Source organism: Rhizobium sp. YIM 134829 (genome assembly GCF_046546455.1).
Map to the genome: position 1 here is coordinate 573,295 of NZ_JBKHKI010000001.1, position 22,214 is coordinate 595,508.

Sequence of the window (22,214 nt, forward strand, 5' to 3'; positions counted from 1 at the left end):
CAAGACGTTTGAGCCTCCGCCAAACCCGACAGGATTTACGGAACAAGCACGCCCGTCTCACGAGATCTGCTGATCGCCGGTCGGACAACTATCAAAGCGTCATTAACGGCTTACATGAGACACTGTCATCATGTTGCCGAAAACCGACCCATCTTCTGACCCGAAGCATGTCAACGAGGACCTCCTCCGACGCTTGGGCCTCGCTTTGGATGCGTCCGGCATGGGCGTGTGGGAGCATAATCTGGCCCGCAACGAAGTCATCTGGGACGCCCAGATGCACGCCCTCTACAGGGTCGCGGTCCGTTCGGGATGCATACCGGCAGAGGTGTGGTCTCAGAAGCTCCACCCCGACGACGTCGAGAAGGCCTATGCGGACTTCGAAACGGCCGTGTCTTTGGGTCAGCCCTATGCGTCCCAGTTTCGCATTCTGCTGTCGAACGGCGAGGTCAGACATCTTCGCTCGCGCGCGCACCATTATACCAATGCCGAAAACGAACCGTGCCTCATCGGCGCCGAGTGGGATGTCACCGATCATGTGGTCATGGCCGAGCAGCTGCAAGAAGAACAAAGGCGCGCGGAATACGCCGCGACCCATGATTACCTGACCGGGCTTCCCAACCGTCGCGCCTTCGACCTGGCGCTGGCCGGCCTGCAGCAACAGCCGAACGCCCCTTTGACGGCCCTGCTTCATCTCGACGTCGATCAGTTCAAACGCATCAACGACACGCTCGGCCATGGGGTCGGCGACGATGTCTTGCGGCACGTCGCGCGCAATATCTGCGCAACCATTCCGCCTGGCGCCATGGCCGCGCGCATTGGCGGCGACGAGTTCATCGTTCTGGTTCAGGTGTCCGATCCTGCTGCGCCGGGCGTGCTCGCATCCCAGTTGATCGAGGCGATCAACACGCCGATCCGCAGCCATGACAGCGTCATCCGCACCAGGACATCGATCGGGATCGCCATCAGCCGGACTGTGCACGACGGGCAGCTCTACACGCAGGCCGATGTCGCCCTGTACCGGGCCAAGCAGACCGGCCGGAACCGGTACATGATCTTCGACGAAGAGACGGAGCAGGCGATGCTCGACCGTCGCGCTCTCTCCCTGGAGCTCGAGCAGGCACTTTCCTCAGGCCAGATCCACCCTTTCTATCAGGTTCAGGTCGATGCGCAGACCCACGAGATCGTCGGGCTGGAGGCGCTCGCCCGTTGGCGTCACCCGGTGCGCGGCGTCCTGTCGCCGGACAGATTCCTGCCGATCGCCGAGGAACAAGGTCTCGCCTCCGAGCTCGACGCCGCCATCCTGTCGAGCGTGCTCGACGAGCGTGACCGCTGGCTGTCCTCAGGCAGGTCTGTTCCGAAGATCGCGGTCAACCTGTCCGCCATGCGCCTGCAGGAAAAGGAGTTCTTCCAGGCGCTTGCCAAGCAGGGACGCTCCTTGAAGGGGATCAGTTTCGAGCTGCTGGAGACGGTCTTCCTCGACGAACCGACCGCGGACGAGGTGGAGACGCTGGTCCTGTTGAGAACGCTCGGCGCAACGATCGAGATCGACGATTTCGGCTCCGGCCGAGCGTCCCTGCTCGGCCTGCTCAAAATCCGCCCTGACATGCTGAAGCTCGACCGACATCTGATTGCCGATGTCGCTGTATCCCTGGAAAAACGCAAGGTCCTCTCATCGATCCTCGACATCGCCCGGGCATTGCAGATCCAGGTGACCGCCGAGGGCATCGAAACCGCCGACCAGGCCACCATCATGGCCACACTCGGCTGCCAAGTCCTGCAAGGCTACCACTTCGGCCGCCCGCAACCCGCAGAGAGCCTGTTTTTGTAAGGCTTGACTGCTCGATGAAGCCGGCGAAGCGTCCGCCCGTAGTTCCCCGGCTTGCGCGTCATGCTGTCTGTCACCGCCATCGGCACCGGCATCGTGAGATTCGGGACCACCAGGCAGACGAGAGTGCTGCGCTTGCGCAGCTGACGGGCCGGGTGGTCGAAATCTTACCAGGTGGTCCCGGCGCATCGACCACCCGGCCGGGGCACTAGGCGGCCATGGTCTCCGGGCGATTGAGCCTCTGTAGCCAAAGCTCATCCGACTGGAGTTTGAAGACGCCGACGAGGTCACGCAGGCTCTGCGCTTCCTCCATCAGCAGGGCGCTCGCTGCCGTATTTTCCTCGACCATTGCGGCATTCTGCTGGGTTCCCTGATCGAGAAGGTTCACGGCGCGATTGATCTCCTCGAGGCCCGCGGCCTGTTCGCGCGCGGCAAGCGCAATGGCCTCCATTTGCCCGTTGATGTCAGCCACGCGGCTGCTGATCGTCGTCAGCGCGTCACCAGTCTCGCGCACGGAATGCACGCCGTCCTTCACATCCTGCGTCGAAAGCTGGACCAGCGTCTTGATCTCGCGCGCCGCGTCGGCAGAGCGCCCCGCAAGGGCGCGCACTTCTTGGGCCACAACCGCGAAGCCGCGGCCGGCATCGCCCGCACGTGCCGCTTCGACACCTGCGTTCAGGGCGAGCAGATTCGTCTGAAAGGCAAGCCCATCGATGACGCCGATGATCCCCGAGATCATTTCCGACGAGCTCTCGATACGACGCATGGCGTCCAGCGTTTCGCCGACGAGCGCGCGGGTGCGAACCGCTGCCTGGTTGACATCGCGGACCAGTTGATGGGCATCCTGAGAGCGCTTGGAGGAATTGGCGACGTTCGCCGTGATCTCGTCAAGGGCCGCCGCGGTCTCTTCAAGCGAGGCGGCTTGCTGCTCGGTCCGGCGGGAAAGGTCATCGGCGCTGCTGGCAATCTCCTGGCTGCCGCCCTGGATCGACGTGCTCGACTGCGCGATCGACGCCATGACATCTGCCAGGCGTGCAAGGGTCTGGTTGAGATCCCCGCGCAGAGATTCGAAATCGGGCGCGAAGGGCTCCTTGAGCTCGAATGCAAGGTCACCTGCTGCCAGGCGTCGCAGGCCCTCGGCGAGGCCGCCGGTGGCTTGAACGAGGCGTGCGCGGGCCTCGGCCTCCGCCTCGCTTTGCAGACGCAGGCGCTCGCCTTCCGCATTCGCGCGGGCCTCGGCGGCCTCTTCCTCTAGCTGTCGCTTGGCAATCGCCGCCTGACGGAAGGAGTCGAGGGCGCCGGCCATGGCGCCGAATTCATTCCGGGTGTTCAGAGAGGGAATCAAAAGGGTGGTCTGACCGCTTGCCAGTTCGCGCATGGCCCTCGTCATGGCAACGACAGGGCGAGTGATCGAGCGGCCGACCAGCCAGACCGCGCATGCGAGCGATGCCATCACGGCGAGGATGAGCCCGGCCGCGAGCTTCAGGTTGCGCTCTCCAACGTTTGCGTTCTCGATCAGGGTGGCAGCGCGCTGCGTTTCATAGGCAGCGCTCACCGCCGTGACCTGCGGCCCAAGGGCCTCATAGGCCGCGGTCAGGGCTCGCTGTGCTGCCGCCTCCTTCAAGCTGCCCTCCGCATAGAGCCGGAATGCCGTTCGGTAGATCTCCAGCGCATCCATGACACGACTGCGCTGCACGCCTGGCCGAAACGCCTGTTTGACCAGCCCCGTGAAGATCGCGGCTTCCGCCGCGTGTTTCTCGATGTAGGAAGGATCGCGGCGAAGAATGAAATCCTTCTCGTGCCGACGCATCATCAGCATGCTCGCGCGAATGGCGATCTCCTCGACCGACTGAAGACGCTCCTCGATCGAATGAACGGCCGTTCGCATGGCACCTTCGAGCCCATCATCCTGATTGAGACCGAGGCTTCGATTGTCGTCAACCAGGGTCGCGAAGGCGGTTTCATAATTCATCAGATCGCCGTTCAACTGGTCGAGCTGCCGGCCGAGATCGGCGCTCGAGGAGGGCCTCAGCTCTTGCAGGCTTGCGCGCACGACCGCAACGGCTTGTGTGAATGTCTCGATGGCCGCGCTGTCCTTGCGCAGAAGAAATTCCTGCCCCGAAAGCAGCGTGCCGCGCACGCCGGCCGACATTCGGGCAACCTCGATCTGGTTGAGGGAGAGCCGTTCGGCCGTCGTCCGATACCCAGCCTCCACCTGCCGCTGCGCGACGAAGATGATGGAAATAATGATGATTCCGACAAGAGCCAGGATCGCGAGGAGTAGGACCCGATGAGAAATGCGAAGATGGGAGAAGAAAGCCAAGAGAGATCCTCGGATGCGGTGACATCGCGAGATCTGTCATTCGCCACTTAATCAAACTTCAACGGTGTGTGAAACTTCTGCGACAGGGACCGCAAGGATGATTCTGACCAAAAGGAGACGCTAACTCTTCGACCGATCGATCGCGTAGGTGGAGGTCTCGCTGGCTATGCGGGAAGGTGAGGATGCCCTTGAGCGGCCGCCCCGACTTGCGCCTCCGGCCAGCGTCATGCAGCTGACATGTCCGCTTGATTATCATCGCCCCGAGACCATGCGCTCTGGCATCGAAGGGGGACTTCCGTGAATTTTGGCGACTCTGATCAGCTCGACCGGATCAAGGCGGAGATTGTGGACAGTTTCGATGAGGAGCTGGAACTGCAGATGGAGGAGGAGCGCCTGGAAGAGCTGGTCGAGAACGGCCTTCATCCATCGCGCGAGACGCTGCTCGATCGAAAGATCTATTTCCAGGAGCTGTTCCGCCTCCAGCATGAGCTGGTTCGTCTGCAGGACTGGGTCCAGCACAAGAAGCTGAAGGTCGTCGTGCTCTTCGAGGGCCGGGATTCGGCCGGCAAGGGCGGCGCGATCAAGCGCGTGACGCAGCGGCTCAATCCGCGCGTCTGTCGCGTCGTTGCGCTTCCGGCTCCCTCGGAGCGAGAGCGCCATCAATGGTACTTCCAGCGCTATGTTCAGCACCTCCCCACGGCCGGCGAGATCGTGCTCTTCGACCGCAGCTGGTACAATCGCGCGGGCGTCGAGCGCGTGATGGGCTTCTGCACGCCGGACGAGCTGGAAGACTTCTTCCAGTCCGTGCCGCAATTCGAAAGCATGCTGGTCCGCTCCGGGATTATCCTGATCAAATACTGGTTCTCGATTACCGACCAGGAGCAGGAGTTCCGTTTCAACATGCGTATCCATGATCCGCTGAAGCAGTGGAAGCTGTCGCCCATGGATCTGGAAAGCCGGGTTCGCTGGGAAGCCTATACGAAGGCCAAGGAAGAGATGCTGGAGCGCACCCATCGCCCCGAAACCCCCTGGTGGGTGGTGCATGCGGTGGACAAGCGCAAGGCGCGGCTGAACTGCATTGCCCATCTGCTCAAACAGATTCCCTATGAGGACGTTCCGAAAGCGCCCGTTCAGCTGCCGGAGCGGATGCGCAATGCCGATTACCTCCGCGCGCCCATTCCGCCGGAGATGTATGTGCCGGATCTCTATTGATCCTGCCGCAGCGCCGAGCCGCTCCTGCGGCTCGGGCAACTGTCGAAGCGCGGGGTCCGGAGAGGGTCTGACTTACACCGTCTCGCGAGGCCCCTCGACCTGACCCTTGTCGATGAGCCAGCTCACCGCCTCCGTTACGGCATCGAGCGAGCTATGGCGCGGCGTGAAGCCCAGCAGGCGGCGGGCCTTGTCCATCGAACAGTTCGGGCTGCGGGCAATGTGCTCCCAGGTGGCTTTGGCATCCTCCTCGCTTTGCGTCTCCGCCCATTGCGCATAGGGCAGGAAGTCGAGCTTCGGCTGATGGCCGAACCAGCGCGCCATGCTCTCCGCATAGCCCCGCAGCGTCAGCGCCTTGTCGGACACGGCATGGAAGCTTTCCCCGATCGCCGTCGATCGCGAGGCGATCGCCGCCATGAACAGGCGCGCGACATCCTCCGCATGGACATGGTGCACCGTCTCCAGGCCGAAATTCGGTAGGAGCAACGCCTCGCCACGGGCGAGCTGCGAGAACACGGCCGTGTTGAAGTTGCCTTGCGGGTTGAGCGGAGCCCAACCGGGACCGACGATGTGGCCGGGGTGGATGATCGTCGCCGGAAAATTCTCGCGATGCGCGCTGCGCAGGAGGAAGTTCTCGATCTCGGCCTTCGCAATTCCATAGTCCCCGAAGGGATGTTTCGGCGCCTCTTCCGGCGTGGGAACGGCAACGGCAGTGCCATGGGTCCAGATCGTGCCGGTGTGCAGGAAATGGTCGACATGGCCGGTCAGGGCGTTCACGAGCATCTCGGCGCTCGGCATCGTGAAGCAGATCATGTCGATGACGATGTCGGGCTTTAAGGCGAGGATGTCCCGCCCGAATGTCCCGGCCTTTTCCAGCGCCTCGCGATCCATCTGCAGCCGCTCGACCGCGCGCCATGCGGCATGCGACCGATAGGGCTCCGCCACGCCCCGGCTGATCGCGACGACATCATGCCCCGCTTCGACCAGCGCCGGCACCAGATAGGTGCCGACATGCCCCGTTGCTCCGATCACGATCACCCGGGTCATGCCGCCACCTGCCTGTCGTTCTGGGAAAACACTGATGCTCAAACGCCGCGGCCAGATCGAGGTTCCGGACAAGAGCGACGGCGCCCGTCAGAGCCGCCAGGCGGACCGGATGGTGACCGGGAAAGACGAGTCGGGGGCCGCATCGCTGCGGGCATAGGTGCGGATGATCTGCCCGTCGGACAGGCTCAGCCGCAGCGCATAGCGCTCGCCCTCGTAGAGGCTGGCCGTCACGCGGCAGGCGACGCCCTCGGGGTCGAAAAGCACGTCCTGCGGGCGGACGAGAACATCGCGCCTCGGCGCCCCCCCGGCTTCCGCGCGCAGGGCGGGCCGAAGAATGTCCCATGACAGGTCCCGCGGGGCGCCCTCCGGCAGCGGCAGCGAGAGGATGGCACCCTGCCCCACCAGCGAGCCGACCAGGCGTCCCTCCGGGCGGGCATAGAGCACGGCGGGCGGCGCCATCTGCAGCAGCCGACCCTCCGACATGACCGCGACATCGGTGGCGAGCGCCATGGCTTCGGACTGGTCGTGGGTGACATAGATCATCGTCGCCCCGGTGGTCGCATGGAACTCGCGGAAGGTCTCCTCCATCTCCTGGCGCAGATGCCGGTCGAGATTGGCGAGCGGCTCGTCCAGGAGCACGACATCCGGCTCGGTGACGAGGCAGCGGGCGAGCGCCACGCGCTGGCGCTGACCGCCCGAGAGATCGGCCGGCCGGCGGTCGGCATAGGCTTCCAGCCGCACCGTGGAGAGCGCCGCCATGACCTTCTGGCGGTAAGCGTCGCCGGATATGCCGCGCACCTTCAGCGGATAGCCGGCATTGTCGGCGACGCTCATATGCGGCCAGAGTGCATAGGACTGGAAGACCATCGCCATATTGCGCCGCTCGGGCGGCACCATGGTCCTCTCATCCGCCAGCACCCGATCGCCGAGACGGATCGCGCCCTCGCTCGGCGGCTCGAAGCCGGCGATCATCCGAAGCACTGTGGTCTTGCCGCAGCCGGACGGCCCGAGCAGCGCCAGGAAGCTGCCGGCCTTGAGGCTCATCGACACGGCATCGACGGCCGGCCGGCCGGGGCCGAAGCGCTTGGTAAGACGGTCGAGCGTCAATTGCGCCATGGCACCACCCCTCTCGGCAGCCGGGTGCCGAGCAGTTCGAGAAGAAGCATGAGGCCGATCACCATCAGCACGACCAGCACGGACATGGCGGCGGCGAGATCGAAGCTGCCGCTGTCATCGAGATTGTAGATGACCACGCCGAGCGTCTGCGTGCCCGCCGACCAGAGCAGGGCGGAGACGGTGAGCTCGTTGCAGGCGATCAGGAAGACGAGGATGACGGACGCGCCGGCGGCGGGACCGACCAGCGGCAGGATGATATCGACCATGCGCCGGCCAAACCCCGCGCCAGACAGACGCGCCGCCTCCTCCAGGCCCGGATCCAGCTGGGTCAGGGCGCTGACCATCGGCTTCAGGCTGACCGCGAAGAAGGAGGAGAGATAGGCGAGCAGGATGATCCACAACGTCCCGTAAAGCGTCACCCCCAGCAGCGGGATCGGCGCGGCGAAGAGCAGCACATAGGAGACCGAGATCACCACGCCGGGCAGCGCATAGGGAATATCGACCAGGGCCGAAAGCAGGAAGCGCAGCCGGCCCCGGCCGCGGACCAGCACATAAGCTGTCAAGCTGGTGACCGTCAGGAGACCAAAGGCCGTCGTCAGCGCGAGGACCAAGGAATTGCCGAAGGCGGTCCGCGTCACTGATTGGCGAAACAGGATCTCCTCATAGGCAGCCAGGGTGGCCGTCTTCAGCGTCAGCGGCACCCCATAGGCCGGCGCCAGCGAACTTGCGACGAGCGCTGTCAGCGGCGCGACCAGCATGACGAAGAGGGCGAGCCAAAGACCAAGCTCGGCCAGCGGGCGCCAGGCCCGCAAGCGAAAGGTCGCCGCCTTGCCCGAAAGGCCGATCAGACGATAGTCGCGGCCCCTCATCGCCCGGTCCTGGATGGCGAGGCCGAGCATGGCGATGACGCCAATCAAGCCCGAGAGTATGGCGATGTCGCCGAAGGTGCTGGTGCCGAAGCTGGCAAAGCGGCTGTAGATCAGCGTCGGCAGGGTGAAGATCGAGGCCGGGATTCCGAGAATGGCGGGAATGCCGAAATTGCCGACACCGGAGACAAAAGCGATCGCGGCACCGGCAATGAAGCCCGGCAGAGAGAGCGGCAGCACGATCTGGGTGAGCAGCTGAAAGGATGAGGCACCCGAGAGCCGCGCTGCCTCAATTCCCTCCTGCGGCAGGGCGAGGAGCCCGGCGCGCAGCGCGAGATAGACGAGCGGCGCATGCTGCACGCCGAGAAGCAGCGCGATGCCGGCGATCGAATAGAGCGGCTGGGAAGAGCCGAGCGGCGGTGCCAGACCGACCGCCTTCAACAACGTGCTCGACGGCCCGGTCATGCCGATCCAGGCGAGCGCCGTGACCTGCGGCGGGATCATCATCGGCAGCATGAAGAGGAAGCTGAGCGCGGTCTTGGCGCGAATGTCGCAGAGCGTCAGCAAGAGGGCGAAGGCGCCGCCGATCGCGAGCGAGATCAGCATGCCGAGGAAAGAGGTCGTCAGCGTGTTCACCATCGCATTCGCCAGCTCCGGCGAGGCGAGCAGCGCCCAGACCTTGCCGTTCGCAGCGGAGACGAGGCCGGTATAGGCAAGCCGGCCGAGCGGCAGGGCGCTGAGCAGGAAGACGGTGAGGATGACGAAGGGAGCGAGCCAGCGCGGCTGGCCGCTCCCTTCTCGGTGACGTCCTTGCATCGAGGCCGATCAGCCCTTCGACTGGCCGAAGATCCCTGAGAAGGTCTTCAGGTCGCCGTCGGCATTCTTCAGCGCCTCGGCAGGGTTGAGCGGCAGAACCTTGATCTGGTCGCGGGCCGGGAAGCCGGCGGGCATGGCGACATCGTTGCGGGCCGGGATATAGCCGAGCTTCACGAAGCCTTCCTGCCCCTTGGTGGACAGCACGTAATCGACGAATTTGCGCGCGGCCTCCGCATGCTTGGTGTGGGCGAGAATGCCGACCGGCTCGGTCACGGCCGAAACGCCTTCGGTCGGGAAGATGAAGTCGACCGGGGCGCCCTTGGCCTTCTCGCGGATCGGCAGATAGTCGACCACGACGCCATAGGCCTTTTCGCCCGAGGCGACCGACTTCAGGATCGCGCCGTTGCCGCCGGCGGCGATCGCGTCATTGGCTTTCAGCGCCTTGTAATAGTCCCAGCCGAGGCCGGGCACGGCTGCGAGCGTCTGGGCGTGGATCAGCGCCGCACCGGAGGTCAGCGGGCTCGGCATGGTGACAAGACCCTTGGCCTCCGGCTTTGCAAGATCCTGCCAGCTGACGGGCTTCATCGTGGCCTGGGTGTTGACCATGATGCCGGTGGTGATCAGCTTGGTCGAGTAATAATAGCCGTCCGCGTCATAGAGCGCGGCGTCATAGGCGGCCGCTTCGGGAGACTTATAGGCCATCAGCTGGCCCGCCTGCTTCATGCGCTCCAGCGTGACCGTATCGGCGATCAGGAGAACGTCCGCCACGGGGTTGCCGGCCTCGATCTCGGCCATCAGCTTGGCCATGATCTTCGGCGTTCCGTCGCGCACCCACTCGACCTCGACCCCGGGATTGGCCGCCTTGAAGCCATCGACGGTCGCCTGCGCATCCTCGTTCGGCTGGCTGGTATAAAGCACCAGATCGGCCGCCTGGGCGCCCAAGCTGGAGAGGCCGATGGAAATCAGGGCGGTGACGGCGAGCAATGCGTGTCTCATGAGATCAATCCTTCTGAGTGTCAGGCCCGGTCAACCAGATTTTCATAACATGAATTTGACAAACAAGATTTTTCCGCGGTCCACGCGCGATCTTCCGTCTTCCCTCATATCAATTCTAGCGAAGGGGCGCGTCAGCGCGGTCGACGTTTTTCGTCCTGCATCAGTTTCGGGACGAGCCCGGGGGCGGGATCTGACGCTGGATCGGCCGGATACTCCCTGACGCCGCATTCGGAACATCCCCGGGTCTGCGCATCACGATCGAGGCCCTCTGCGCTTCCGCCTTGATGGCCAACCGCATGGTTCGCAAACCGCTTCCCTTCTGTTTGGATCCCGTAGCGCCCATGCCTTGACCGAAGGATGCTGCGCTACCGGGGAAGCGTTTGGCGCAGGAAGCCGAGCGCCAGCTGGGCGCCGGTCGTCGAGATCGTGTGGCCCACGCCCGGTTCGAGATGCAGCTCCACTTTGAAACCCGCCGATCTTAGCCGGTCGGCGGCCGAGGTGGAGGCGACAGAGGGGATCGTCCGGTCGTCTGTTCCATGCACGAGGAGGATCGACGTCTGCTTGCTGTCGCTCGATATGCGGCCAGGCGCCAGCAGACCGGCGAAGGAGACGAGCGCTGCCACCGGCCAGCGACCCGAAGCGACTGCGTCCAGCGCCACGATCGCGCCCTGGGAGACGCCGACAAAGGCGATCCCGGTATCGCTGCGAGCAAAACCCTGGCGTTCCAGCACATCCTCGATCGTCTTGTCGAAAGCATCGCGCGCCGCCTGCAGGCGCCGGGGATCCAGGAGCGCACCGTCGACGCGGAACCATTCGTGGCCATAGCTGCGATGGAAGGGCGCATCCGGGGCAGCAAAGACCGTATCGGGCAGCGACCCCCTCCAGGCGCTGGCAAGCGGCATCAGCTGAGCGCCGGAGGCGCCGATGCCATGCAGGAAGATGACCAGGGATCGGCGCGCCATCAGAAGGCGTGCTCGCTCGACGTCACTGCGTTGGGCTCGGGTGCGTCCTCCATCCGCGTCAGCGCGAAGAAATAGCGCCGAGGATCGCGATCCAGCACCATCATGCCCGCGATCTCATGATCGTCGATGCGGCGGAAGTAGTCGGAGATCGGCAGTCGGTCATAGACCATGACGGCCGTTGCCAGCCGGTCGTTCAGCGCCGTCTTCAGCGTCGCCGTCGGTCCGCGCGCACGCACGCGCGGCCGGATATGGGAGAACAGGTTGCGGGCGCGCACGGAACGGCCGAAGGCGCCGAATCTAGTCAGGAAGCGGGCAGGAAAGAACTTCGGATCGACCGCCACCAGCCGCCCAGGCTCGCCTTCGAACAGCAGCGCATCGGCCCGCAGATCAGGCTGGAAGCGCTTGCCGAACCATTGCAGGTTCTCCAGCACGCCATCGAGCGGGTGCCCGGAGGGGTGGGTGACACCGCGCCACAGGCCGATCATCTCTTCGGGCCGGACAGGGTCCAGGGACTGGAACCATCGGGTGGCTTCGGACTGCAAGGTGGCTTGCAGCGGCGTCTGCATCACGGGTGGCCTCCGGCCGTTTCGGTCATCGCGAGCGCCCGTTGCCGCAGAACCGCGCGGCCAGTCAGGGCGTCGAGGGAATGACGAAACGCGGTGGAGGTTCCGACACGGCTCCGTGATCGCTGCGGTCGATGGGGGGTTTTGCCCCTCAGCTCAGGCGCTTGCGGAGCGTGCTGACATTGCCCTGCGGCGAATTGCGCTGGGCGTCGAGGATGCGATCGATCTCTTCGCCGGGCATCGGCTTGCCAAGGAGATAGCCCTGGAACTGGTCGCAGCCGGCGGCCCGCAAGATGTCGGCCTGGGCGCTGTTCTCGATCCCCTCGGCCGTCACGGGGATGTTGAGCGCCGTTGCCAGCAGCACGGTGGCCTCCAGCACGTCCTTCGCATTCGTCTTCTCATCCAGCGCCGAGACCAGCGACCGATCGATCTTGACGCGGTCGAAGCCAAAGGCGCGGAGGGCGCCGATACTGGCATAACCACAGCCGAAATCGTCGAGCGCAAACCGGACGCCGACCCGCTTCAGCCATTCGATCGACCTGCGGGCCTGATCGGGGTTCGACATCAACACGCCTTCGGTGATCTCGAGCGTGAGGCGGCTCGGGTCGAACCCTTCCCTGCCGAGAATGTTCAGCACCATCGGCGGGAAGTCCGGATTGCACAGCTGCAGGGGAGAAACATTGACCGAAAGATAGAGATCCTCCCAGCGCTTGGCGTGGGCGATCGACGAGGAGAGCATGAGGGCGCCGAGCGCGTCGATCAGGCCCGACCTTTCCGCAAGGGAGATGAAGGTCTCGGGGCTGACCCGTCCGGCCGGGCCCTGCCAGCGCGCCAGCGCCTCGACGCCGCGGATCCTGCCATCGGCGGCGGAAACCAGCGGCTGGAAGACCGGCGTGATGGTGCCGTCCGCGATCGCCTGCCGGAGATCGGCTTCGAGGCTCGCAACCTGCTCGCGCTCGGCATCGAGCGTGGCGTCGTAGTGCACGACCCGGCCGCGGCCGTCCTCCTTGGCCCGATAAAGCGCCATGTCCGCACGCCGCAGGATCTCCAGCGGCTCGACAGTCGCCGTCGCCGATGCGGTGCCGACGCTCGCCCCGACTTCGATGGTCCGGCCGGCGATGAGGAAGGGCGTGCGGAAGATGTCGAGAACCGCCTGATCGATCGATATCGAGAGGTCGCCGCGCTGGATCAGCGCGAACTCGTCGCCGCCGAGGCGGGCCGCGGCCTCGGTGGAAGGCGAGAGCGCGGCGAGCGCCTTGGCGACTTGCTTGATGAGTTCGTCGCCCACCGCATGGCCCCAGGCATCGTTCACCGCCTTGAAGCCATCGAGGTCGATCAGATGAAGCGTCAGAAGGCCATCGTCGATCCTGAGGTTCTGGACCTCGCCAAGCGCCTGCAGCAGGCCGCTGCGGTTGAGAAGGCCGGTCAGCCCGTCATGCGCCGCCTCGTGCTGGGCCGCACGCGCAAGCGCCGCGAGCCGCCGCGCTTCGAGCGCGCCGGACACGATGACACCGACCAGGAAGACCAGGAGAATGATGATGGCGAGCGAGATCCTCGGCCGGACGACCTGATAGAGTTCGCTGCCCGGATGCTGCGCCGCCCAGACGAGCTGCGTAAGCGGCTGCGCCTCGCCGGACAGAAGGCTGATCGAAAGCTCACCCGGCTTCGGCGCCGAGGCGAGCCGCAAGCCCTCCAGATCATATTGTTCGGCTTCCGCATTGAGAACGGCCGGAGACAGCTCCTTAAAAAAGGTCAGCACATGGCGCGGCTCGATCGGTTCCGAAGAGACTGCGAAGGGTTGAATAGCGTTGGACGCGATAAAGAAGACGCGCCCGCCGGCCGAATAGAACTGGACGATCGGCTCGCGTCCGCCTTGAAGTGCTGCCGCGATCTGCTTCTGCAGCGTGGGGCCGAAGAAGGCCTGCGCATCGAAGGGCTTGGCCTTCATATAGGAGGAATAGGCCCGTCCGGTGGGGTCGGTCACGACCACGCCGTCATAGAGCGGATAATCGACGCTGGTCTTGCCCCAGTTGCTATAGGCCCAGGCGACGGGATCCTTGCCCATCGAGGCGGCATAGGCATCGTCCCAGACGCTGTTGTCGCCGGTTACGGAGGATAGCCGGCCTTTGAGCGAGGCGATGACGGACTCGGCCGCCCGCTTGGCCCGGGCGTTATCGATCAGATCGGCCGAGGTGACCATGGTCGTCACGACATTCGTCATGATGACGGTCAGCGTTATGCCGACGAAGAGGAAGAAGGCGGTGACGAGGATAATCGGAATGGCGGAGTTGTCACGGGTGGCGGAAAGTCGATGGGTCATGCCAGGGTCCAGAAGCAAAGGAACAGACATTTGCGACCGCCAATTCAGGCATCATGCCCAGCTCAATCCGCCGCCCCAAATTGGCCCCGCTTGATGGACCGATTGCTAAAGGACAGGGTTAATGTTCGTCGAGGCTATCGCTAGTTCTAGGGAGAGATGCCTCCCTGAGGTCGTAACCCCCTGCAGTTCCGCACCCTTGCGATGTCCTTAAGCGCTGACTTGCTAATCTTCAGAGAACGCAGACGCTGCGATGCCATTGTTCGCCATGACGAACTTGGAGGGCGCTGACTCAGTGATACCCTCTTCAAGCATGCGAGCCGCTAGTCGTCCGCGGCGGCAGGATCTTCGGCGGCGAGTACCGAGGCCATCAGTCCCGGGAAGCGGGCATCGAGATCATCGAGCCGCAGTGACAGGCGGCGCCCGCGACCGCAGGGCTCATTGCGAATGATGCCGGCCTCGCGGAGCACCTTCATGAGATGCGACTTCGTCGACTTCGGGATCGAGGGGTCCGACAGGTGACACTGGGCCATGTCCAGTGCGCCCGCGGCCAGTTGTCGGACGATAGCCAGACGTTGGGGGTCGCTCAGCGCGAACAGCACCTGCGTCAGCTTCAGGTCGCTGGCATCGGGATGAGGCAGATCGAGTTCGGCGTTCGGAAGGTCTTTGATGGCCATGGTTCGATTTTAGTTGAACCGTAAGTCTTTTGCCAGTAAGTTTCTGTTCGAAAAATTTCGAACCCCGGAGACCGTATGACCGACGTCTCGCACAAATTGCCGGCACGCTCGATCGCAGGCTTGCGATTCACGCTGTCCGCGATGGCGGTGATGATGGCAAGCGCCAGCGCGCCGTCGCCCTTCTACCCGCTGCTGCAGCAGACGATCGGTTTCACGCCGATGACGCTGACGGCGATCTTCGCGGTCTATACCGCGACACTCCTCGTTTCGCTTCTCGTCATGGGGTCGCTCTCCGATCATATCGGCCGGCGCCCGGTGATCTCGGCGGGCTTTGCCTTGATGGCGGGCAGCCTCTTCCTGTTCTGGCATGCGCAGGATGTTGCCGGCCTCGTCGTCGCGCGCATCCTGCAGGGTGTCGCCGCCGGTCTGCTCATGTCGACACTCTCGGCTGCCGGCGTCGACTTCGAGCCGAAGGACAGACCGGGCAGCGCCTCCATCTGGAATGCGGTGATTCCGCTTGCGGGTCTGGCACTCGGCGCCCTGGTTTCGGGCGTGCTGTTGGATGCGACCCCAGCCGCGAAGGAGGCGGTGTTCGGCGCCCTCGTCGCGGGCTCGATCGTCTTCGCGGCGCTCATCTGGTCGGTGCCGGAAACCGCGGAGCGCCACGAAGGCGTCTGGCGCTCGCTGAAACCGAGGATCGGCGTTCCGAAAACGGCGGCCAGAGCGTTTTGGCGCGGCGCACCGGCGGTGATCGCCGGCTGGGCGACGGGCGGCCTCTACCTGGCGCTCGGCGCGCCGCTGGTCCACGCCGTGTTCGGCGCAGAAGACCATACGACACAGGGGATCGTGATCGCCATACTCTGCGGGGTTGGGGCTGTCGCCTGCTATGTCGCCCGCGGCCGTTCGGCGCGAAGCGTCACGCTCTATGGAACCTCGGCGCTTGCCCTCGGCACGGCGCTGACGTTGGCGGCGATCCTTGCGGCTTCGCTTCCGGCCTATCTCATCGCCCTCACCATTGCGGGAACGGGGTTCGGCACCTGCTTCTACGGCGTTCTCCGCTCCATCGTCCCAAATGTCGCGCCGCATGAACGGGGCGAACTCTTCGCCGCCCTCTTCACGCTCAGCTACCTCGCCTTCGGACTGCCGACCTTGCTTGCCGGCGTTGCGATCGGCCGGTTCGGGCTGGTGCCGACGGTGCTCGTCTATGGCAGCCTGATCGTGCTGTTCTCCGCCCTGGCCGGTCTGCTGCGGCGTTTCGCGACGAAGGACTGACCGGGTTGATCTCGATCTCGCTGTGAAGGGCGCCTTGCCGTACCCGATCGCCTTCGATCGGATACGGCTCTTCCGTTTGAATTCAGACCTGCCCCAGCCCACCATCGACGCAGAGTTCGGCGCCGGCGATATAGCTTGCCTCGTCGCTCAAGAGGAACAGGGTCGCCGCGGCCACTTCCGAGGGCCTTGCCATGCGACCCATCGGGATCGGGTCGATCAGCGCCGCCCGCATCTCGTCGGGGACCGCCGCCATCATGTCGGTCTCGGTCGGTCCGGGTGCCACGACATTGACGCGGATCCCCTTCGGCGCGAGTTCGGCAGTCCAGGTGCGGGCATAGGACCGCACGGCCGCCTTGGTGGCGGCATAGGTTCCATAGGTGGCATAGCCTCCGCTATCGGCAATGGAGCCGACGAGGACGACCGCGCTACCGCTTGCCATCGCCGGGAGCGCCGCCTGCAGGCCGAACACCATGCCGCGGACATTGACCGTGAAGTGACGGTCGAAGTGGTCCGGCGTGATCTCCCCGATCGGCGCCGGCTCGGAGAGGCCGGCATTCAGCACCAGTGCATCGATCCATCCGGAGTGCTGGCGCACCGTTTCAACGGCCTTTGCCAGGTCTTCGGGCAGGCCGGCATCGGCGACGATGCCGACGGCACCGTGGCCGATCCGGTTTGCCGCTGCCTCAGCATCGTCCCCGCGGCGGCTGGTGACGAAGACCTTCGCCCCCTCGGCGGAGAGCCGCTCGGCAATCGCCAGGCCAATGCCCTTGGCGCCGCCGACGACGAGGGCGACCTTGTTTGTCATTCGAGCCATCGTAGATCCTTTCACAAGATGATCCCGCAATGATATACGTCATAGATCTGGTATCAATTACGCACCTTGAGTAGCCTAGATATGGATGCCTATACCGACCTCGAAGCCCTATCCCACCGCGCGCTCTGCGACATGGTCCAGGTCCGCCCCGTGCTCGACAAGATCGCCGACAAATGGACGATCCTGATCCTGACCGTGGTCTGCCCCAAGCCCTCGCGCTTCAACGAAATCAAGCGACGCCTCGATGGCATCACCCACAAGGCGCTGGCGGATGCTCTGAAGAGGCTCGAGCGCAACGGCCTGGTGACGCGCACCGTCCTGCCGACCCAGCCGGTTGGCGTCGAATATGCGATCACGCCGCTGGGCCTCTCGCTCCGAGAGCCGTTCGAGGCGCTCTGTGCCTGGGCGGAAGCCAATGGGGCGAAGATCGACGCGGCCGCGGAGCGCTACGATGACAGGCGTCAGCTGCGTTGATGCTGATCCCTTGATCGACCGCGGGCGCTGATCGGCTGCGCGGTTATCCCCGGCGACAGTCGATCTCTTGCAGGTCATCGCCGAGGGTCGGCCCGACGCGTCGGATGAGCGGCTCCCACTCGTTGCGCAGCGCCGCATAGCGCGCGAAATCCGGGGTGGTGGCAATGCCGGCCATCCGCAGCTTGTCGACCGCCGCGCTATAGCCCTGCTCCACTCCTGCGACGTCGGCCGGTCCAAGGGGCGCCTCGTCGACGGTCGGAATGTTCTCGTCCAGGGTTTCGAGCAGCAGCCGCGCGCATTGGCGCAGGGACGGTACGGCCGCCAAGCCGATGAACGTCTTGTGCTCCTTGCGATCGAGGGTCGTCTCGATCAGTGTCGTCAGGTCGAGCAGGACGAAGCTCAAGCGCGAGACGGAATAGAAGGGTTCCTCGAAGCGGAAGTAGAACAGCAGCGGATAGAAATGGTGCGCTTCCTTGGTCTGGGCGAGCGACCGCGCCAGATTGCTGAGCTCGCTGGTCGCATTGCTGAAGTCTCCGCCCGGTCCGAGCCGTGCCAGCATCTCGGCCGCATCGCCGGTGCCACCGGTCATCAGGTCGACGCTGAGCGCCAGGATGTTGCGCTCGCGCAGTGCCGAATAGACCTGCACGAGGTAGCTCAAGACCAGCGACAGCACCGAGGCGCCGATCAACGAATTGAGCAGGAAGAGGATGCGCATGCCGGTGCTGTGCGGCGAATAATCTCCGCCGCCGACAATCGACAGGCTGTTGCCGGCGACCAAGAGGGCGGTGATAAAATCGGTCGAGGCCTGGCCGCTGCTCGGCCGCACGCCGGAGCCGAGCTCAGGCTGGATGATCAGCGCGGCGCCGATGGTGAGCCCGAGCGCCCAGAAGACGATCAGCGCCACGACGATCAGCGGCCCGGCGAAGGACAGGATGATGGGCCGGTGGCGCGGGGAGAGGCGCCCGAGCGCCTTGAGCGCCCGCCAGACCAGGCGGTTCCATCGCGGGGCAAGGAGCCCCGTGCCGGCACGCGCATAAAGGACGGTGAGGAAGATATCGGCCAGGAAGATGGCCATGATCACTGCGCCAAGAAACTGCTCGAGAGCCATAGCCTGTCCTCCAAATGGGTACGGTCACGACGCGGCAGCGCCGGTGTCCTCATGCAGGCGCACCCTGACGGCGCGCCTCTGCGATTGCGGCGTGGTTCACCCCAACCGCTGCCCCATGCGTCCCCTGCTCATCGCAAGCGACCACATGGCGAAGCTCGGCCAGGGTCGAACCGCTCATTTCACGGGATCGAACCTGAAGAGGGTGAAGCCGCGATCGGCCCAGTCGGCGTGGAACCAGGGAGAGTCCTGGATGTGGGATGCCGTCACATACATGGTGCCGTCCGGCCCCTGCGAGAACGTATCCGGCCAGCGCAGCCGGCTGTCGGTCAGGAGCGGTGTCAGCCTCTTGTCCGCATCCAGGATCTTGATGCCGTCGGTCTCGATGGCGCTGAGATAAAGGCGGTTCTGATCGTCGATCCACAGGCCGTCGGTCGGCTCCGTATCGGCATATTTCTCCGGCTTGGCGGCGGTGGGATCGGTCTGCGCTTTCTGCAGCGCGTCGGTCGAGACGCGATAGAGCGTCTTTCCGGTCAGCGCTTTCCAATAGAGCGTCGTCCCGTCCTTCGACAGGGCGATGCTGTCGGCATTGAAGAGGGGCTGTCGGCCATCCGGCCGGCGAAGCGGCTTGCCATCGGTCTGGACGACGACATCCGCCTCGAACTGGGTGGAGGGATCGTCGCTCAATACGCGCCAGCCCTTTCCCGAATGAAGATCCACGACGACGAGCGCGCCGGGCGAGCCGGAGTCGGTCAGATAGGCGAAGCGACCATCGGGAGCGAGACGGACATCGTTGAGATAGCTGGCCGGACCGGCCACCTCCGGGCCGAACGGATAGACGCGCTTGACGGCATTGGTCTTGAGATCGATCTGGACCAGCTTCGGCCCATCCTTGATGACCTTCTCGCTGTTGGGCGCCGCCGGATCGACGATCCAGAGCGAGCCCCTGCCATCCGCAACGACGCTCTGCACGGTGACGAAGTGATCCTTGGGCGACTTTTCCGCCATGGTCGCATTGCGCCAGGCGTTCCACTCAGTGTCGGGATAGGGCCGGATCGCCCCGTCCTCGGTAACTTCGGCGACAGATACCGGGACATCCTCCGACCAGCGGGGGAAGTTGACAAAGATCCTCCCCCCTTCCGAAACGGTGACGCCGGTGACCTGATGGTCAAAGGTCGCCACCTCCTGCAAGCGATCATCGGTCTTGCCGGTGATCGGCGCCACAAGCTCCTTGGCCTTGTTGGTCAGCCTTTCCATGGTCTGGGCGTGCGCCGCTGGCGGCACCGCTAGGAGCAGCGCTGTCGCTGCTCCGAAGAGCAGGCGATGTCGAAGCGAGAAGTTGGGCATGGCTGGCCTCCAGATGGATATCGCTCGCCAACCGGGCCCACGCATCGAAGTTCCCGGCCCTGCAAAAGTAAAAATCACCGAAATGCAGATTCGCCTGAAGACTTTTCCTGCAGAAAGACGCGCTTTTCTCTGATCCTGCGTAGAGAGCTTGCTCTTCTTCTTCATGCTCTACTGCTCCCGACCAGAACTCGACTTCAAAAAATTTGCATTGAAGCCTGGAACCTCGCTGATGAGCCGATGTTCGTCAGGCATCTCAGGGTCGCCGCGACGCCCTGAAGGCGAGCCCGAGGGCCGCACAGCCGCGCTCGATGACGGAGGCGGCCGATCATCGCGCGATATGACCGAAGTTCGTCCGCCCGCAGAGGTCGATCGGCTCGCGCTGCTCGCCCCTCCGGACGGTTGCAACCGAGGCGGGTCAGCCCGCAGATCATTTGCACACCACCGGGCAAAGCCCGGAACAATTGCTTCAGCCAAAGGAGGACGCCGTGAACACTGTTGAATCTGATGCATCGCTGGAGGCGGATGCCCGTGCTTCAATCACCATCGGCAAACCGGCCGACGAACTGCGCGACCTCTGGCAGAAACCAGACACGCAGAGTCTTGTCTGGGCTCATTTCGCCACCCTGACCCCGCGAGACGACCGCCGAATCGACTGGATGGCCCATGGCCCGCGCGGCGGCGTCTATCAGTGGCAGACACACCCGGTCGAAGGAGCGGAAAATGAGCTGCGCTGGGCAAGCCTCGACGGCGCCGATGTTCCCAATGTGGGGTCTGCCACCTTTCGGCCGGCGCCCGGCGATCGCGGTACCGAGCTCTCGCTCGACATACGGTTCGACCCGCCGGGCGGCTCGATCGGCGTGGCGGTCAGCAAGCTCTTCCACATCGTTCCGCGCGAGATCGTCTCCAAGGCGCTCTACCGGTTTCGTGCGCTCGCGCTCACCGGCGAAGTGCCAAGGACGGATCCGCAACCGGCGGCCCGCAATGGCGGCATCGATCGCTAGAGTCTGCCCCGGTGGAGCGGCTTCACCGGGACGCCCCTCACCCATTTTCTTACACGCAGCGTCCGCGTGCAGAGGCCACACGCCCTGGCCGGCGCTGCTTCAGGAGGAAGACCGATGCGTGCACTCTGCTGGAACGGTGTCAACGATCTTCGCGTCGAGACCGTCGCCGACCCCGAAATCCTTAACCCCAGCGACGTGATCCTCAAGGTCCGGCTTTCGACCACCTGCGGCTCCGACCTGCACCTGATCGACGGCCTGATCCCCACCATGCGCGAAGGGGACGTGCTCGGCCATGAGTTCATGGGCGAGATCGTTGAGGTCGGCCATAAGGTGCGGAAGGTCAAGAAGGGGGATCGCGTTGTCGTTCCCTCCTTCATTTCCTGCGGCGAATGCTGGTACTGCCAGCAGAATCTTTATTCGCTCTGCGATACGAGCCACCCGAAGCCGGAGCTGCAGGAACCGCTGCTTGGCTATCCCACCGCCGGCATCTACGCCTATTCCCATGCCTTCGGCGGCTATGCCGGTTCGCATGCCGACTATATCCGCGTTCCCTTCGCCGATACCGACTGCTTCAAGGTGCCCGACGGCGTCCCCGACGAGGCGGCCCTGTTCATTTCCGATGCGGCGCCGACCGGCTTCATGGGCGCGGATTTCTGCAACATCCAGCGGGGTGATGTCATCGCCGTCTGGGGCTGCGGCGGGGTCGGGCTCATGGCCCAGCAGAGCGCGATGATCCTGGGCGCCGAACGGGTGATCGCCATCGACCGCTATCCGGAGCGGCTTGCGAAAGCGGAAGCCTTCGGTGCAACGACGCTGGACTACACCAAGGTGGACGTCGTCGAGGCCCTGAAGGAGCTGACCGGCGGGCGCGGCCCGGATGCCTGTATTGATGCCGTCGGCATGGAGGCGGGCGGCACAGGCTTGCAGCAGGCCTATGACCGCGTGAAACAGGCGCTCTATATGGAAACCGATCGCGGGGCGGCGTTGCGTCAGGCGATGCTGGCGGTTCGCAAGGGCGGCACGCTCTCCATCCTCGGTGTCTACGGTGTCATGGACAAGTTTCCGCTGGGTGTTCTCATGAACAAGGGGGTGACGGTCAAGACGGCCCAGCAGCACGGCCAGGCCTATGTGCCGCGCCTGCTCGACTACACGCAAAGCGGCCAGCTGACGCCGGCGGCCCTTGCCACCCATCGCTTCTCGCTCGAAGAGAGCCCGAAGGGATATGACATGTTCAAGCATAAGGAGGATGGCCTGCTGCGCGCGGTCTTCATCCCCTGACTGGAGGCTGCGTTCCGCCGCGCAGCGGCGGGCCGGCAGAGCATAGTCTTGGGCCGATGCAGGCAAAGCCCACTCTTTCCGCCACGCGACGCGGTCATCGCTTGAGTTCGGTTCGACCTCCGGTGATGAGGCCGACGGGCTCTCTCGCATCTGGCGCATGCGCCGGATGCAATCTAAGACGTGAGGCATTCAGCAACGACTGAGAG

19 protein-coding genes are annotated in these 22,214 nt (G+C 64.5%); 7 read left to right on the forward strand and 12 right to left on the reverse strand.

Annotation, left to right across the window (positions count from 1 at the left end; all coding sequences use genetic code 11):
• The first annotated feature begins 193 nt into the window (after nt 1-193).
• Nucleotides 194-1,828 (forward strand): putative bifunctional diguanylate cyclase/phosphodiesterase, encoded by a 1,635-nt coding sequence (locus ACLE20_RS02775; RefSeq protein WP_410938710.1) that lies wholly within the window; start codon nt 194-196, stop codon nt 1,826-1,828.
• Nucleotides 1,829-2,033: 205 nt separating this feature from the next.
• Here ACLE20_RS02775 and ACLE20_RS02780 read toward each other — a convergent pair whose 3' ends face one another.
• Nucleotides 2,034-4,148 (reverse strand): methyl-accepting chemotaxis protein, encoded by a 2,115-nt coding sequence (locus ACLE20_RS02780; protein ID WP_410938711.1) that lies wholly within the window; start codon nt 4,146-4,148, stop codon nt 2,034-2,036.
• 297 nt (nt 4,149-4,445) lie between these two features.
• Here ACLE20_RS02780 and ppk2 point away from each other — a divergent pair, with 297 nt between their 5' ends.
• Nucleotides 4,446-5,360 (forward strand): polyphosphate kinase 2, encoded by a 915-nt coding sequence (gene ppk2 / locus ACLE20_RS02785; RefSeq protein WP_410938712.1) that lies wholly within the window; start codon nt 4,446-4,448, stop codon nt 5,358-5,360.
• A gap of 72 nt (nt 5,361-5,432) precedes the next feature.
• On the opposite strand, the gene ACLE20_RS02790 is transcribed toward ppk2, so the two are convergent.
• The 8 genes from ACLE20_RS02790 to ACLE20_RS02825 all read right to left on the reverse strand — a co-directional run bounded on the left by ACLE20_RS02790 (nt 5,433) and on the right by ACLE20_RS02825 (nt 14,717).
• Nucleotides 5,433-6,404 (reverse strand): NAD-dependent epimerase/dehydratase family protein, encoded by a 972-nt coding sequence (locus ACLE20_RS02790; RefSeq protein WP_410938713.1) that lies wholly within the window; start codon nt 6,402-6,404, stop codon nt 5,433-5,435.
• Between the two features lie 87 nt (nt 6,405-6,491).
• A complete protein-coding gene (locus ACLE20_RS02795; protein ID WP_410938714.1) occupies nt 6,492-7,520 on the reverse strand; it encodes an ABC transporter ATP-binding protein in 1,029 nt (342 codons plus the stop codon).
• Nucleotides 7,508-9,202 (reverse strand): ABC transporter permease, encoded by a 1,695-nt coding sequence (locus ACLE20_RS02800; RefSeq protein ID WP_410938715.1) that lies wholly within the window; start codon nt 9,200-9,202, stop codon nt 7,508-7,510. Before ACLE20_RS02800 ends, ACLE20_RS02795 begins: the two co-directional genes overlap by 13 nt.
• A 9-nt stretch (nt 9,203-9,211) precedes the next feature.
• The gene (locus ACLE20_RS02805; RefSeq protein ID WP_410938716.1) at nt 9,212-10,198 is read right to left on the reverse strand and encodes an ABC transporter substrate-binding protein; all 987 of its coding nucleotides are present in this window, start codon (nt 10,196-10,198) and stop codon (nt 9,212-9,214) included.
• A 365-nt stretch (nt 10,199-10,563) separates the two neighbouring features.
• A complete protein-coding gene (locus ACLE20_RS02810; protein ID WP_410938717.1) occupies nt 10,564-11,160 on the reverse strand; it encodes an alpha/beta hydrolase in 597 nt (198 codons plus the stop codon).
• Nucleotides 11,160-11,726, reverse strand: coding sequence for a GXWXG domain-containing protein (locus ACLE20_RS02815; RefSeq protein WP_410939124.1), 567 nt, complete (start codon nt 11,724-11,726; stop codon nt 11,160-11,162). The genes ACLE20_RS02810 and ACLE20_RS02815 overlap by 1 nt, the downstream gene beginning before the upstream one ends.
• A gap of 148 nt (nt 11,727-11,874) precedes the next feature.
• A complete protein-coding gene (locus tag ACLE20_RS02820) occupies nt 11,875-14,043 on the reverse strand; it encodes an EAL domain-containing protein (protein ID WP_410938718.1) in 2,169 nt (722 codons plus the stop codon).
• A 320-nt stretch (nt 14,044-14,363) separates the two neighbouring features.
• A complete protein-coding gene (locus ACLE20_RS02825) occupies nt 14,364-14,717 on the reverse strand; it encodes an ArsR/SmtB family transcription factor (protein WP_410938719.1) in 354 nt (117 codons plus the stop codon).
• 75 nt (nt 14,718-14,792) lie between these two features.
• On the opposite strand from ACLE20_RS02825, the gene ACLE20_RS02830 reads away from it, so the two are divergent.
• The gene (locus ACLE20_RS02830) at nt 14,793-15,989 is read left to right on the forward strand and encodes an MFS transporter (RefSeq protein ID WP_410938720.1); all 1,197 of its coding nucleotides are present in this window, start codon (nt 14,793-14,795) and stop codon (nt 15,987-15,989) included.
• A gap of 82 nt (nt 15,990-16,071) precedes the next feature.
• Here the strand turns inward: ACLE20_RS02830 and ACLE20_RS02835 are convergent, their stop codons facing one another.
• Complete coding sequence (locus ACLE20_RS02835; RefSeq protein ID WP_410938721.1) at nt 16,072-16,803, reverse strand: SDR family NAD(P)-dependent oxidoreductase; 732 nt, start codon at nt 16,801-16,803, stop codon at nt 16,072-16,074.
• 81 nt (nt 16,804-16,884) lie between these two features.
• Between ACLE20_RS02835 and ACLE20_RS02840 the strand changes: the two genes are divergently transcribed.
• Nucleotides 16,885-17,277 (forward strand): winged helix-turn-helix transcriptional regulator, encoded by a 393-nt coding sequence (locus tag ACLE20_RS02840; RefSeq protein WP_410938722.1) that lies wholly within the window; start codon nt 16,885-16,887, stop codon nt 17,275-17,277.
• A gap of 43 nt (nt 17,278-17,320) precedes the next feature.
• Here the strand turns inward: ACLE20_RS02840 and ACLE20_RS02845 are convergent, their stop codons facing one another.
• Both ACLE20_RS02845 and ACLE20_RS02850 read right to left on the reverse strand, forming a co-directional pair.
• Nucleotides 17,321-18,385, reverse strand: coding sequence for an ion channel (locus ACLE20_RS02845; protein WP_410938723.1), 1,065 nt, complete (start codon nt 18,383-18,385; stop codon nt 17,321-17,323).
• Nucleotides 18,386-18,559: 174 nt separating this feature from the next.
• Complete coding sequence (locus ACLE20_RS02850; protein WP_410938724.1) at nt 18,560-19,729, reverse strand: SMP-30/gluconolactonase/LRE family protein; 1,170 nt, start codon at nt 19,727-19,729, stop codon at nt 18,560-18,562.
• Between ACLE20_RS02850 and ACLE20_RS02855 the strand changes: the two genes are divergently transcribed.
• The 3 genes from ACLE20_RS02855 to ACLE20_RS02865 all read left to right on the forward strand — a co-directional run bounded on the left by ACLE20_RS02855 (nt 19,728) and on the right by ACLE20_RS02865 (nt 22,008).
• The gene (locus ACLE20_RS02855; protein WP_410938725.1) at nt 19,728-19,862 is read left to right on the forward strand and encodes a hypothetical protein; all 135 of its coding nucleotides are present in this window, start codon (nt 19,728-19,730) and stop codon (nt 19,860-19,862) included. The genes ACLE20_RS02850 and ACLE20_RS02855 overlap by 2 nt on opposite strands.
• A gap of 352 nt (nt 19,863-20,214) precedes the next feature.
• On the forward strand, nt 20,215-20,730 hold the full coding sequence (locus tag ACLE20_RS02860) for a hypothetical protein (RefSeq protein ID WP_410938726.1): 516 nt from the start codon (nt 20,215-20,217) through the stop codon (nt 20,728-20,730).
• A 114-nt stretch (nt 20,731-20,844) separates the two neighbouring features.
• Nucleotides 20,845-22,008, forward strand: a complete 1,164-nt coding sequence (locus ACLE20_RS02865; RefSeq protein WP_410938727.1) for a zinc-dependent alcohol dehydrogenase — start codon at nt 20,845-20,847, stop codon at nt 22,006-22,008.
• Nucleotides 22,009-22,214 lie beyond the last annotated feature (206 nt).

Excerpts from the sequence above, each read along its gene's own strand:
- ACLE20_RS02850 (WP_410938724.1), bottom strand. The coding sequence starts at position 19,729 with ATGCCCAACTTCTCGCTTCGACATCGCCTGCTCTTCGGAGCAGCGACA.
- ACLE20_RS02810 (WP_410938717.1), bottom strand. The coding sequence starts at position 11,160 with ATGGCGCGCCGATCCCTGGTCATCTTCCTGCATGGCATCGGCGCCTCC.
- ACLE20_RS02800 (WP_410938715.1), bottom strand. The coding sequence starts at position 9,202 with ATGCAAGGACGTCACCGAGAAGGGAGCGGCCAGCCGCGCTGGCTCGCT.
- ACLE20_RS02845 (WP_410938723.1), bottom strand. The coding sequence starts at position 18,385 with ATGGCTCTCGAGCAGTTTCTTGGCGCAGTGATCATGGCCATCTTCCTG.
- ACLE20_RS02790 (WP_410938713.1), bottom strand. The coding sequence starts at position 6,404 with ATGACCCGGGTGATCGTGATCGGAGCAACGGGGCATGTCGGCACCTAT.
- ACLE20_RS02795 (WP_410938714.1), bottom strand. The coding sequence starts at position 7,520 with ATGGCGCAATTGACGCTCGACCGTCTTACCAAGCGCTTCGGCCCCGGC.
- ACLE20_RS02805 (WP_410938716.1), bottom strand. The coding sequence starts at position 10,198 with ATGAGACACGCATTGCTCGCCGTCACCGCCCTGATTTCCATCGGCCTC.
- ACLE20_RS02855 (WP_410938725.1), top strand. The coding sequence starts at position 19,728 with ATGGCTGGCCTCCAGATGGATATCGCTCGCCAACCGGGCCCACGCATC.
- ACLE20_RS02835 (WP_410938721.1), bottom strand. The coding sequence starts at position 16,803 with ATGGCTCGAATGACAAACAAGGTCGCCCTCGTCGTCGGCGGCGCCAAG.
- ACLE20_RS02815 (WP_410939124.1), bottom strand. The coding sequence starts at position 11,726 with ATGCAGACGCCGCTGCAAGCCACCTTGCAGTCCGAAGCCACCCGATGG.
- ACLE20_RS02865 (WP_410938727.1), top strand. The coding sequence starts at position 20,845 with ATGCGTGCACTCTGCTGGAACGGTGTCAACGATCTTCGCGTCGAGACC.
- ACLE20_RS02825 (WP_410938719.1), bottom strand. The coding sequence starts at position 14,717 with ATGGCCATCAAAGACCTTCCGAACGCCGAACTCGATCTGCCTCATCCC.
- ACLE20_RS02820 (WP_410938718.1), bottom strand. The coding sequence starts at position 14,043 with ATGACCCATCGACTTTCCGCCACCCGTGACAACTCCGCCATTCCGATT.
- ACLE20_RS02840 (WP_410938722.1), top strand. The coding sequence starts at position 16,885 with ATGGATGCCTATACCGACCTCGAAGCCCTATCCCACCGCGCGCTCTGC.
- ACLE20_RS02830 (WP_410938720.1), top strand. The coding sequence starts at position 14,793 with ATGACCGACGTCTCGCACAAATTGCCGGCACGCTCGATCGCAGGCTTG.